This is a genomic window from Mycolicibacterium moriokaense, assembly GCF_010726085.1.
Classification (GTDB): domain Bacteria; phylum Actinomycetota; class Actinomycetes; order Mycobacteriales; family Mycobacteriaceae; genus Mycobacterium; species Mycobacterium moriokaense.
Map to the genome: position 1 here is coordinate 5070218 of NZ_AP022560.1, position 12554 is coordinate 5082771.

Annotated in this window: 13 protein-coding genes; 5 read left to right on the forward strand and 8 right to left on the reverse strand. The window is 60.6% G+C overall.

What is annotated here, in order from left to right; genetic code table 11:
* Positions 1–27: 27 nt before the first annotated feature.
* Together G6N43_RS24695 and G6N43_RS24700 are read right to left on the reverse strand one after the other, a co-directional pair.
* Positions 28–258 carry an MbtH family protein gene (locus G6N43_RS24695; protein WP_083156984.1) on the reverse strand — a complete coding sequence of 77 codons (231 nt, stop codon included), beginning with the start codon at positions 256–258 and terminating at the stop codon, positions 28–30.
* 1110 nt (positions 259–1368) lie between these two features.
* The gene (locus tag G6N43_RS24700) at positions 1369–1614 is read right to left on the reverse strand and encodes a hypothetical protein (protein ID WP_083156983.1); all 246 of its coding nucleotides are present in this window, start codon (positions 1612–1614) and stop codon (positions 1369–1371) included.
* A gap of 444 nt (positions 1615–2058) precedes the next feature.
* Here G6N43_RS24700 and G6N43_RS24705 point away from each other — a divergent pair, with 444 nt between their 5' ends.
* The 4 genes from G6N43_RS24705 (at position 2059) to G6N43_RS24720 (ending at position 5997) form a co-directional block, all read left to right on the forward strand.
* Positions 2059–3303 (forward strand): glycosyltransferase, encoded by a 1245-nt coding sequence (locus G6N43_RS24705; RefSeq protein WP_083156982.1) that lies wholly within the window; start codon positions 2059–2061, stop codon positions 3301–3303.
* Positions 3304–3521: 218 nt separating this feature from the next.
* On the forward strand, positions 3522–4469 hold the full coding sequence (locus tag G6N43_RS24710) for an efflux ABC transporter ATPase subunit, DrrA-related (RefSeq protein ID WP_083156981.1): 948 nt from the start codon (positions 3522–3524) through the stop codon (positions 4467–4469).
* Complete coding sequence (locus G6N43_RS24715; RefSeq protein WP_083156980.1) at positions 4466–5209, forward strand: ABC transporter permease; 744 nt, start codon at positions 4466–4468, stop codon at positions 5207–5209. The genes G6N43_RS24710 and G6N43_RS24715 overlap by 4 nt, the downstream gene beginning before the upstream one ends.
* Positions 5209–5997: an ABC transporter permease gene (locus G6N43_RS24720; protein WP_179967917.1), complete on the forward strand. Its 789-nt coding sequence runs from the start codon at positions 5209–5211 to the stop codon at positions 5995–5997. The genes G6N43_RS24715 and G6N43_RS24720 overlap by 1 nt, the downstream gene beginning before the upstream one ends.
* Positions 5998–6027: 30 nt before the next feature.
* Here the strand turns inward: G6N43_RS24720 and G6N43_RS24725 are convergent, their stop codons facing one another.
* From G6N43_RS24725 to gmd, 3 genes are all read right to left on the reverse strand, one after another.
* Positions 6028–6900 (reverse strand): class I SAM-dependent methyltransferase, encoded by an 873-nt coding sequence (locus tag G6N43_RS24725; RefSeq protein WP_083156979.1) that lies wholly within the window; start codon positions 6898–6900, stop codon positions 6028–6030.
* Between the two features lie 163 nt (positions 6901–7063).
* Positions 7064–8026, reverse strand: coding sequence for a GDP-L-fucose synthase family protein (locus G6N43_RS24730; RefSeq protein ID WP_083156978.1), 963 nt, complete (start codon positions 8024–8026; stop codon positions 7064–7066).
* 5 nt (positions 8027–8031) lie between these two features.
* Positions 8032–9054 (reverse strand): GDP-mannose 4,6-dehydratase, encoded by a 1023-nt coding sequence (gene gmd / locus G6N43_RS24735; RefSeq protein WP_083156977.1) that lies wholly within the window; start codon positions 9052–9054, stop codon positions 8032–8034.
* Between the two features lie 324 nt (positions 9055–9378).
* On the opposite strand from gmd, the gene G6N43_RS24740 reads away from it, so the two are divergent.
* A complete protein-coding gene (locus G6N43_RS24740; protein WP_234810282.1) occupies positions 9379–10035 on the forward strand; it encodes an FkbM family methyltransferase in 657 nt (218 codons plus the stop codon).
* Positions 10036–10071: 36 nt separating this feature from the next.
* On the opposite strand, the gene G6N43_RS24745 is transcribed toward G6N43_RS24740, so the two are convergent.
* From G6N43_RS24745 to G6N43_RS24755, 3 genes are all read right to left on the reverse strand, one after another.
* Positions 10072–10884 carry an FkbM family methyltransferase gene (locus G6N43_RS24745; protein WP_083156976.1) on the reverse strand — a complete coding sequence of 271 codons (813 nt, stop codon included), beginning with the start codon at positions 10882–10884 and terminating at the stop codon, positions 10072–10074.
* 40 nt (positions 10885–10924) lie between these two features.
* The gene (locus G6N43_RS24750; protein WP_163658194.1) at positions 10925–11701 is read right to left on the reverse strand and encodes an FkbM family methyltransferase; all 777 of its coding nucleotides are present in this window, start codon (positions 11699–11701) and stop codon (positions 10925–10927) included.
* A gap of 82 nt (positions 11702–11783) precedes the next feature.
* The gene (locus G6N43_RS24755; protein WP_083156974.1) at positions 11784–12542 is read right to left on the reverse strand and encodes a 6-hydroxymethylpterin diphosphokinase MptE-like protein; all 759 of its coding nucleotides are present in this window, start codon (positions 12540–12542) and stop codon (positions 11784–11786) included.
* Positions 12543–12554 lie beyond the last annotated feature (12 nt).

Consider the following 12554-nt stretch of genomic DNA (forward strand, 5'->3'; position numbering starts at 1 on the left):
ACGCGCGCGCCCTCCCCACCGCACTGACTAGCCGTCAAGAGCCCCGTCCTGCGCCAACCGCTCCCGCAGGCTCTTCGGCCTTATGTCCGGCCAGTTCTTCTCGACGTACTCCAGACACGTTGCACGGTCAGCTTCGCCGTAAACCACACGCCAGCCGTCTGGCACGTCGGCAAAGCTCGGCCACAGGCTGTGCTGCTCCTCGTCGTTGACCAAGACGAAGAAGCTGCCGCTGTCGTCGTCGAACGGATTGATGCTCACGTCTCTCCAGGTTGTTCGTCGGTTACCGCAAACCGATGGCGAGCCTACCGCAAACCTAGTGCAGGTTGAAATGGTGGGCAAATCATTCTCACGAGGTTCCCAGGGTCGGGATCCTCAGCAAACTTTAACAAGGTCGCCTTGGTTATTAACTGCGGCGTCAATTCCTCTCCCGTCCACGCAGGCTAGCAGTTATATCCTTCTGAAACCTCTCTTTGCGAGATCGGCCCGAATGTGAAATTCCTGTGGGCTCGCTAAGCCGACGGCCAGAGGGCTAGCTGAATCTTTCCCAATGGAAAGACGGCCCCAGCAAACAATCTTGCAAAAGTCTGCTGCGCGGCAGCCCTCTGTCGGCTATCAGACGGCTCCCATGGTCGCTAGATTCTCTCCGGTCGACGGCTCAGAGAGCTTAGCGACGGTTTATTGGCTACTCAAGAGGTTGCCAGCATCACGATTTGATGCATATCGGTCGAGCTTCGCCCACCACGGGGGTGTGGGCTATCTCTCAATGTGAAACCCGGGGACGGATATAGCAATCAATCGGGGATCTCCCGCAAACGTGCACGACACGGTGGCAGGGCCGGAGTTGTCGACGGCACAAGCGTGTTGTCTGCGGGATGCACAGCGTGAAGGACCGGCTTAGCCAGGCACCACATGCGTCGTCGCGCCCGCTCACGGAGGACCGCCACACAAACCCGCGTAGTGCATGAACGTGAAGCCGCGCCCCGGAGGTGCCCCGTAGTGTCGACTGCGGGTGGCCGCGCCGGCTCTCGTTCACCGGCGTGAAGTAAGCGAGTTGTACAAACCGCGCCGTAAGGTAAGCGATTTGTACAAAGCTACCTCGCCCACGGATTCAGCCGACCATACAGCAACATTGCGAGTGTCCCGTCAGGGTTGCATCCAGCAACGGTCGCGGTCGCGCGCGGGCAAACTATTAGAATCTCGTGATTGATCACAGAACAGCCCGAATAGATGCCCGCAGTCGCGGATTTCAGCGGGGGTTACTGGTCGGTAATCTACCATACGCCCGGGTATTGATACTGCTGTCCAATACCAACAAGCACTCGATGGGCCCTAGCGGAATCGAAGTTGCGTCGCCTGGTGGCGTGAGTGTCAGTTGGAGTCCTCGCCCGATGGCCCATCGTCTCCCTGGATCGGCGAGGAGCCAGCCGGCATGAGAGCGATGAACAGGGGTACGCGAACGACCGCGCCGCCTGGAATCGGCACGCGCATGCGGAACGACACGATCTCCAGCTCTAGACGCTGGCCGCGCTTCGTCTCCATCTCGAGACGACCCGGGATCCATCTCGGCGTCGACAACCATGCCAAGCCGCGTTCGATCGACTCGACCAGGTTCATGGGACCGACTATACCTGTAAGCGGTGATAGGCAAATCCAATCGATTTTGGCCTGCTGACTGCGTGTGGTCTAAACACGTTGTAACACAACTATTTCGACGTATGCGGCTTGCGGATCCCTCGCGGATCAATCACCGGGCAGATCCCGTCAGTGTGTCGTTGGGTACATGGGGGCTCGGCGATGGCGTTGGCGCATGTTTCGCTGGCCGATCCCCTGCGCTTCATCGCGATTTTTCCTCGTCGTTTTCCGCCCACGGCCCGGGCCAGAACATGCTCGCTTACTGGGTATACACATGCGTCGGAGGCGGCGCTGTGCTCGTGGCGATGGGCTCAAACGTAATCTGAGCAGGCGGCTTCTACCTCGGCCCAGCATTCCATACCAGCCGTAGATAATGGACCGCAACCAAGACGCCCCGACACGACCACCGAAAGGCCTGGACCCTCGATGAAATTCGTCCTGGCGTGTTGGGGAAGTCGCGGCGATGTCGAGCCTTCGCTGGCGGTCGGCTGTGAACTGGCCCGCCGCGGGCACGAGGTGCGGATGGCCGTTCCGCCGGACCTGGTGGGGTTCGTCGAGGCGGCCGGGCTACCGGCAGTTCCATACGGACCCGAGGTAGAAGCCATCCTCAATGAGGACTTCGTACGCAATCTCTGGTCGAAGTTCTTCCGCAATCCAATCGGGCTGCTACGCGAGATGTGGGCGCCGATCATCCGCAATTGGCCCGAGGTCCACACGACGTTGATGGGTTTGGCTGACGGCGCGGACCTGCTGTCAACCGCGATCAATTTCGAGCAGGCCGCCGGAAACGTCGCAGAGCATTACGGCATTCCGTTGATTGCGATGCACCACTTCCCGTTGCGCCCCAACGGCCAACTCATTCCTATGCTGCCTTCACCGCTGGTCCGCTCGGGCGGCACGATCTCAGAGTGGCTGTTCTGGCGCGCGACCCGCAGCGTCGAAGACGACCAGCGTCGCGCATTAGGGCTACCTAAGGCGACCCGACGCTCGCCACGTCGGATCGCCGAGCACCGGTGGTTGGAAATCCAATCCTACGATGCGGTATGCGTGCCCGGGCTAGCCGCAGAGTGGGCCAAGTGGGATGGGCAACGTCCTTTTGTCGGCGCACTGACCATGCAATTGACCACAGCGGCCGATCAGGAAGTCGCAGCCTGGATCGCCGAGGGGACGCCACCGATCTGCTTCGCCACTGGGAGCATCCCTGTCGAATCGCCCGCCGACACGATGGAGATGATCAGCACCGCCTGCGAAGAGCTCGGCCAGCGAGGGCTGGTGTGCGCTGGCGGGACGGACTACAGCAACGTTCCTCACCCCGACTACATCAAAGTCGTTGGCACGGTCAATTACGCCGAGATCTTTCCCGCGTGCCGTGCCGTCGTCCACCACGGCGGCGCCGGCACTACAGCGGCAAGCCTTCGCGCCGGGGTCCCTGCGCTGATCCTGTGGAGCTCGGCCGATCAGCCGTATTGGGGGAATCAACTCAAACGACTCGGCGTCGGCACCGCGCGACGACAGTCGGCCACCACTACTAAGTCGATGGTCCGCGACCTCCGCCGAATCCTGGACCCCGAGTACTCCGTTCGCGCGCGTGATCTCGCCACCCAGTTGACTGCGCCCGCCGACAGCATCACCCGAACGGCCGACCTCTTCGAGCGCGCAGCCCGTCGCTAAACACCAAGTTGACCGCCGTTCGGCACGGACTGCGCCATGAACGCCATGGTTAGTACAACTAGCCCGTCAGGTGTCAGACGGCATTTGCGGCAGTTGACGCCAACCGGACCAGGCGCTGTGGCAGTGCTCCCGGTGATCTTGAGACTATTGGCTATCCAGGGCGGCTGCCCGCCACAGCAAAGAGGTTGCGGTCTCCCCGATGTGGAATACTCCCTACCGTGAGCCCACCTGCCATCGAGGTCGTCGGCCTCACAAAGACCTTCGGCGGAAAAACGCCCGCCCTGCGTGATGTGAGCTTTTCGGTCCCGACGGGGACGGTATGTGGCCTGCTCGGCCACAACGGCGCAGGCAAGACGACCACCATAAACATCCTGTCCACTCTGATCCGCCCTACTGCAGGCAGCGCACTCGTGAACGGGTACGACATCATCCGCCAGCCCGTCCCGGTGCGTGCCAGCATCGGGATGGCCGGGCAGTTCGCCGCCATGGATCCCCTGCTGAGCGGCAGGGAGAACCTGGTCCTGTTCGGCAGGTTGAGGGGTCTGAGTCGTAAGCAGGCGAAGGCTCGGGCCCAGGAGTTGATCGAACAGTTCGACCTCGTCGATGCGGCCGACCGGCGCGCTTCCACGTTCTCGGGAGGGATGCGGCGCCGCGTCGACCTTGCCATCGCCCTCGTTGTAGTGCCTCAGGTGCTGTTTTTGGATGAACCGACAGTCGGACTGGACCCTCGCAGTCGCCGAACCGTCTGGGCTCTGGTGGGCTCTTTGACCTTGCAGGGCACCACCGTGCTCCTGACCACGCAGTACTTGGAAGAGGCGGACGTTCTGAGCGACTCGATCGTCGTCATTGACCACGGGCAGGTGATCGCGAGCGGTACCGCAGAGGATCTCAAGCGCCGAGTTGGTACCACGTATTGCCAGGTCAGTCCTGTCAACCCAGCCGACCTGCCCCGGGTGGCGACGGCGTTGACCGGGCTCGCGGGGATCGATGTCGACGCCGACACGAACTCGGTTTCAGTACCGGCGCCGGATGGGGTGTCCACGCTCGGCGACGTATTCCGTCGCCTCGATGCGCTGGGCATCGAACTCGCCGACATCTCGCTGCGCAAACCCTCGTTGGACGAGGCGTTCCTGCAGATCACCGAGCGGACCGTCGCACAGTCATGAGCGCCCTGGCGGCCCTCACCGAACGCTCGTTGACCGCAGCTGCGCGGGACGGTGGCCTGGTCTTCGAAATGCTTTCGCCCATTGCGTATTTGGCAGGCTTCACCGTCGCGCTGGGTGGCCTCGTCGAAACCGGACCGATCAGCTATTCGCAGTACCTCGTTCCCGCGGTGATCGTCCAGTCGGTGATCTTCGTCGGGCTGATGACCGCAGACCGCGCCGCCCGTGACCGCCAAACCGCAATGGGCGAGCGGTTTGCAACGCTCCCGATCACTGCGGCCGCCCCGGTGACCGCCCGTATGGTCGCCACCTTGATGCGCGCGGCGCTCGCACTGTCGGTTGCGACGGTCGCCGGCTTTGCGTTCGGGTTTCGATTCACCGGCGGACCGCTTTATGCGCTGGCGTTTGTCGGCATCGCGATGCTCTTGTGCCTGGCGGTGGCGCTTGGCGCGGACGCATTGGGTTCGAGTTCGACCAGCTTGCAGGCGATCAGCCCCATGTTGTTCGTCTGCCAGGTTGTGCTGTTCCTATTATCGACCGGCATCGCGCCCGAGGCGACCTTCCCTGGCTGGTTGCGTCCATACGTACGAAACCAGCCGGTGTCTCAGGTCGCCGAGACGCTCCGTGGGTTCGCCAGCGGAGATTTGATGATCAGCAACTTTGCAGTAAGCCTCGCGTGGTGCGTGGGCATGGTGATGGTCTTCGGTGCGATCACGTTGCGTATGCAGAGGCGGGTCAAGTGATGCCGAAGCATCGGTTACAGGGCTCGCTGATATCGGAGAGCTTGGTGCAAACCGGGCGATTCCTCACGCAGTGGCGCCGCGACCAAGGGGTCCTCATCGGATCACTCACACTCCCGATATTCATCTTGGTGGTCTACGACATCGTCTTGGGCCGGCGCGTTCAAGAGGTCACCGGCGTCGACAGCACTTACGGTCTCGTACCGCTGTGTTCAGTGCTGTCAGCAGTGTTCGGCGCCTTGGGGGGCGCAGTCGGCCTCCAACTGGAGCGCGATTGGGGGCTCACGGGTCGGATGTGGGTGCTACCCGTACACCGTTCGAGCCCGTTGATCGGCCGGTTGCTCGCCGAAGCCGTGCGTGCGTCGGTCGGGACGATCCTCATCACCGCCGTCGGGATGGTTATGGGCCTACGATTCGTGCACGGCTGGCACACGGCGCTGTTGTTCATCCTGATCCCCTCGTTCGCAGTCATCGGATACGCAACGCTGGTAATGGCAATGGCTGTACGCTCCAACGGCCGCACCATCATGACCTGGCTGGTGGCTACCGTCGTGTCACTGGCATTTCTCAATCCCGGTACCACACCCATTGACCTGTTCCCGGAATGGCTTCGACCATTGGTCCGCGCCCAGCCGATGTCACCGCCCATCGAGGCGATGCGCGCACTGGCGCTGGGTGACCCCGTTGCCTGGCCTTTGGCTATGACTGTGCTCTGGACAAGCGCGTTGGTCGTCGTATTCCTTCCGATCGCCGTACGCGGGTATCGGCGAGCGGCCGAATCAGCGACGTAATCCCGGCGGGGACGGTTCCTCGCGTCGAGTTCAGCCGATGCCGGGAGACGCCTGATCCGCGGTCTTGATTCCGAGGAACGTTCCCCGAAGGTTCGCTGCATAGCGGCCACCGAGAAGGGACTCCGCGATGCTGGGCTTCAAATTGTCAAATTCCTCCATGACGAGATCGAACCCGACGTCTTTGATCGCCTGGAGTAAATGTTCGCGCTGAATCCAGAAGGACTTGCGATTGTCCCAGGACGCCCACCGGTTGGACGCCCGGTCGATGTAAGACCGTTTAGTGGGAAACTCGGTGAACCACCTTCCGGGAACGCCCTCGTTCACAATCGGTGCAGAAAGTACGAACTTCGTCGGCTCACTCTTCCTGAGCAATTTGTCCGTTACAAAACGCACACTGGTTGGCAACCGAAGTAGCTTTTCCGCCCGACTGATAAGCGCGAAATTAGTCTGCAGGATCAAAAGCTTTTTCGTTACCGCCGAGAGTGTATCCAAATATGCCCTAGGACGTTCCAAATGGTAGAAAAGTCCACAGCAGAAGACCGCGTCGAATTCGCCGTAATCGCCGATATTTAGGGCGTTGTCCTGGACAAACTCGAGATTCGGTAGGTCGACCTTCGACTTTACATAGTTGCACGCAGCGATATTTTGGTCACGAATCTCTATTCCAAGGACCTGGAATCCCATGCGCGCAAACTCGACGGCATACCCACCTTCGAGACAGCCGACATCCGCTATCCGGAATTGGCTCTTATCCCCTGGAAACACCGTGTCCAGGACCCCGCGGGCGGATATGAACCAGGAGAGATCCACCATCGAATGCGGAGACTCGGGAATCGTGTAAGTGCCATCATCGAGGCGGATGTTATGCGCGGTGAATTCCACGGCGCTGTCAAGTTTTTCCATTGCGATGCCCCCTACGTCTTTCCTGTGCACAGGCCGTCCGGAATAGAAAAGATCCGCGCCGGACATCTTTGACCTCTTGCGGTCCGCCTGGTGTGGGTGATCCTGCGTTCTCCCTGCGCGAAGCTACCAAATCACTTCTTCCGGACCGGCGCAATCGGCAGATTCATTTCCTGGCCGCATCAAGGTTCGCGCGGTACCACGCCACCGTGTCCTCAATACCGTCGCGCAGCTCGATCTGGGGTCGCCATCCCAGCCCTCGCAAGACCGAGACATCCAACAGCTTCCGTGGCGTTCCGTCCGGCTTCGTTGCGTCCCAGTGTGTTTCGCCGGTGTACCCAACCGCGTCGGCCACCATGCCGGCAATTTCGCTGATGGTGTGATCGACTCCTGTGCCCACGTTTATATGGTTCGGACCGTCGAAATGCTCCAGAAGATGCAGGCACGCGCCCGCCAAGTCGTCAACATGTAGCAGCTCACGGCGTGGGGTTCCGGTCCCCCAATTGGTCACCTCCCCCACGCCCGCCGCCTTTGCCTCGTCATACCTTCTGATGAGCGCAGGCAGCAGGTGCGACGTCGACGCGGAGAAGTTGTCACCGGGCCCATACAAGTTGGTGGGCATGGCCGAGATCCACGCCAATCCGTATTGCCGCCTCACCGCTTGGACCTGAAGGATGCCCGCGATCTTGGCGATTGCGTACGCATCGTTTGTGGGTTCCAGGGGGCCCGTGAGCAGCGCACTCTCTTCTATGGGCTGGGGAGCATGCTTCGGATATATGCACGAGGAACCCAAGAACAACAGTCGCGGTACACGCGCTGCGAGGGCGGCGTCGAGCAGATTAACCTGGATCTGGAGGTTCTCGGATAGAAAATCTGCCGGGTAGGTGTCATTCGCCATGATCCCGCCGACCTTGGCTGCGGCGTCGATGATCACCTGCGGTCGTGACTCCAACACGAAGTCGAATGCCGCCGCCCGGTCAGTCAGATCGAGTTCACTGTGTGGCCGGACAAGGAGGTTGGTAAATCCTTCGTCCTGAAATTTGCGCAGCAGTGCCGAACCGACCAACCCGCGGTGCCCGGCTATATATATGCGTGCTGCGCGGTCGAGAACGCCTAGTGGCGAATCCATCCGTGTCAGCTCCAGCCCGGAAGATTCGGCTTGTCCACCCACGGTGTGCCATCACATTCCAAGGCAGCGATGTCGGCATCAACCATGACTCTGGCCAGTTCCGCGGAATGGACCGACGCCTTCCAACCAAGCGACTCAGCTGCCTTTGAGGCATCGCCAATCAGTGAATCCACCTCAGCAGGCCGGAGGTAGCGGTCATCGAACTTCACATACTTCTCCCAGTCGAGCCCTGCATGATCGAAGGCGGTTTGGGCGAACTCGCGGACGGTGTATCCGCGGCCAGTCGCCAGAACTATGTCCGCAGGCTCGGGGGCTTGCAGCATCCGCCACATCCCTTCGACGTACTCGGGGGCGTATCCCCAGTCGCGCACAGCATCGAGATTGCCCATGTAGACGCCCGACTGGATACCAGCTTTGATGCGCGCCACCGCCCTAGTGATCTTTCGAGTCACGAAGGTTTCACCGCGCCTTGGGGATTCGTGGTTGAACAGGATGCCGTTGACCGCGAACATTCCATACGCTTCCCGATAGTTTCGGGTAGCCCAATATGAGTAGACCTTCGCCACCCCATATGGCGACCGCGGGTAAAACGGTGTGTTCTCGTTCTGTGGCGGCGGCGATGCGCCGAACATCTCGGAAGAGGACGCCTGATAAAAGCGACAGTCCACCCGCGAGAGCCGCACGGCCTCGAGCAGTCGCATCGAACCCATACCGGTGGTGTCACCGGTATGTACGGGTTCGTCAAAGCTGACCCGCACGTGCGACTGCGCCGCGAGATTGTAGACCTCGTCGGGATCGATCGTGCTCAATAGCGTCACCAGACGCGCGCCGTCAGTGAGGTCTCCGTAGTGCAAGAACAATCGCGCGCCCGGTTGGTGCGGATCGACGTAGAGGTGATCGATACGCGATGTGTTGAACGTTGACGCACGCCGAATAAGCCCGTGGACCTCGTATCCCTTGCGCAATAGCAGTTCGGCGAGGTATGAGCCGTCCTGTCCGGTGATTCCGGTTATCAACGCTCGCTTCACTGGTTTCCCGCTTCTGGTGTAGGTCACCGCACGTCTGACGTATAGCTGCAGCGATCGTCAGCCTGTCCTGCTGGCAATTTGAGGCGCCGCCGCCAGCCTCATAGTAGATGTCGACGTCAATCGGCACCGCGAGCGGCTTAGGCCGCAACAACTACGCCCTTCATCGCCCTCGATTAGACTTCAGACCCGACGTTCTCGGAGGGGATACTGCAAGTGAAATCGATTCGGCTCGCTGCATCGGAAGCCAAGAGACGACTGAACGAGTACGTGTACAGGCGTCGTCTGCCGATGGTGGTGACCCTGACCGAGTTCCAGAGTCCCGGTGTGCGCTTCGAGATCAGCAATCTCACAGAGACCTTCCGAGTGGTCGAGCACGGCGGGGAGACCGAATACACGGCGGCGATGCTGGAAGACCTTCGTGACGATGACGTGCTGTTTGACGTCGGCGCGAACATCGGCATGGTCGCACTCCATGCGGCAAAAATCTGCCGCACAGTGGCGTTTGAACCCGACCCTTCGATCAGACGTCGCCTCGAGGTCAATGCGGCGCTCAACCCTGATCGGACGTTCGCCGTCGAGCCCCTCGCTATCAGCGACTCGGACGGAACCGTCGTCCTGTACACCGATGGCGACGATGGCAACAGTCCCAGTCTTGTTCATCAGCGCGACGAAACCGGCAGTGTGTCGGTCTCGACAAGATCGCTGGACAGCCTCGTAGCGGAAGGCCGGCTCCCCCATCCGACCGTCATCAAGCTGGATATCGAGGGCGCGGAGATTCTGGCCCTCAGGGGCGCGAAACAACTGTTGACGTCACCGGAACGACCGCGGGCCCTCTATATCGAAGTGCACGATACGTACCTGCCAGGTTTTGGATCGTCGGCCGACGAGGTGCACGCGCTGCTCAAAGAGTTCGGGTACACCAACGCCACCTACCGGGCCGATCGATGGGATCAGACGCACCTCATCCTGCACGCAGCGTAGGGTCACCGGCTCGTTCGTAGGCTCACCCGACGGCGTCTAGAACCATTGCTGGCCAGCACTTTCCTCGTTCAGCGGGAAGCACAACACGTTCGGCACGTCGGTGCTCAGTGGTTGCCGCGTGAACAGCAGATCCGCGCCCGTATAGACGGGATTGACGACCGCGACATAGCTGAAGCCGTAGTGCTCAGCGGCCGGCAATATGCGTTGAACACCCTCGAGGTCAAGCCAGGTCACTTCGAGAAATAGATATTGGACGCTGTCCATCGAAGCCTGGGCGCCGCGCAGCACGGCACCCTCGAGGCCCTGGACGTCGACCTTCAGTACGTCGATAGGCGGGATGCCGTGTTCGGCAACGAAGGAATCGATGGAAACGCATCTTGTGGTTTCCGTCTCGATCTTCGTCGCGGCGAGGAACGGCTCTACCGCCGACAGCTGGAGGCTGTTGGTTTGTTGCGAATCGGGATTCACGTAGAGGGTCGCGTCCTCGTTTCTTTCCCCGACAGCCAACTGATGCACCGAGATGTTGGGAGCTGAACAGTTCAGCGCCAAGACCGACTGCAGTGCCTCCGCGGGTTCGAAAGCATGTATGGATGCCCCTGGAAACTTTCGAGCGCAGAGCGCTGAAAAGATGCCGCAATTCGCGCCTACGTCGAATATCGACTGAGCATCGCTGATCAAATCGACCATGCGTACTAGCTTCGACATCGAATTGCGGGCGTGATAAAAGGCGACTGGTTCTGGGTTCAGGTAGTAGTCGACGCCCTGAATCTTGATGCGCAGGGGTTTCCCCAGTCGATTCAACGCACGGAGCCTCAAAGCATCGAACAAATCAGCACCCTCGATTTCCACATTGCGACACGCCTAATTCTTCGGATTCACCGGAGCCTGATCACTGGGCCGCCCACTGGCTGATGCGAAGACGCCTGACCGCAGCTTGGCCGGCGCGATCCACCGAGTCGAGCAGCGATGGCTCGACGGCAATGAGATTGCCCCAGCTGTCCGCATCGAGCTGAGTCGGGTAACGCGCGAAACGACGCCACGTGTGCCGGACCCCGTATTGGGTGATCGGCTCCCACTCCGAGACGACAATCGCGTACCCCTGCCTCTCGAGGAATCGGGCTATTTCGTGGACGTCATGACCCAGGCGGGTTGTCTTGTTGTCCTCGAACTCACACACCACAGCCTTGGGGTGCAGCGACTCCCACGGGAAGGTGCGAAGTACGAACAGATCGAACCCCTCGGTGTCGACCTTCAAGAAGTCGACGTTCGCGATGCCTCGCTCACGAATGTACGTGTCTAGCCGAACGGTTCGGACCGTCGTCGTCGGGGTGTGGGTGGTGTGGAACGGCGACAGGGTGCTGATGCCGCTGGAAACATCGCTCGTGAAGAGCTGGACTTCGTCGCCGTCCTGCTCAGATACGGCGCGCGGATCTATCGTCACTCTTGCGTTGGGAAAGCGGGCCGCCAATATGCCGCGGTTGGCCGGATCTGGCTCGAACGCGTGGACAGTCCACCCCTTCGCCAAAAACGGTGCCGCGGAATAGCCTTGGTGCGCTCCGACATCGAGCATGGTGCCGGGCGTCTTTCCAATGACGTGGAACACGATGCCAACTTCATCGAGATCCCACGGAGGCAGCACACGGCGCGCGAGCCATCGCAATACCATCACTTCACCTGCCTGCAGAACACCGTGCATGCCATCAACACAGACCCTTCACGCGTCCTCTGCGGTCGATCCTGCTCACCGGTCACCTGGCGAGCGCCTCTTCGAGTGACACCTTGGGAAACACCGTCAGCGCGCCGCCAACTGTGGCGTCAACAATTCGTCGGCCGTCATCCTCGAACGTTTTGCGGGCAAGCCGGTACGCAAATTCGGAGTTCTCGAGATCGGGCAGCTGCCACTTGAACCCTTTCGGGAAGTACTGCGGGTCAAAGTGGCTGGCGTCCGGTCCGGTGGATTCAATCAGCTGATTTGGCTTTCCACTGACCGCGAAGCGATGGTCGACACCGATGAGGATGACCTCGGTGAAGCCCATGTAGTACGCCAATTGCATCGCCACATAGGTGACTGTATAGCCCTCCCAGACTCCCCGACTGGCATCACGAGAGAAATGCGGCCACAGCCCAACGATGTTGTGAAGGAACGCGGTATTGGCGGCGCCGTCGAGGAAATCACGGTTTTGCTCCGTGGTGAACAGAGGAGCGTTGATCTTACGGAAATCGTCGGCGCATTGCTCGACCACATGCCGGTTGATGACGACGTGGAAGGTGGTCTCAAATCCCAGTTCATCGAACATCAGGTAGATGCGATTGAGGCCGAACGTGTACTGGTCGCGCAACAAGCTCAGGTCGGTATCGCGAAGGCTTGGACCGTTGCCGATGATGACACATCGTTCGCCGGTGTGCACCTGCCTGAACTGGCGGATGTACGCGCGATTTGCGCGGCCCGCCGCGCTCAGCGTGTCATCCGCCAGCGCCCGCGCGCCAGCGATGGATCGAGTCAGCATTCTGGCTGTGTG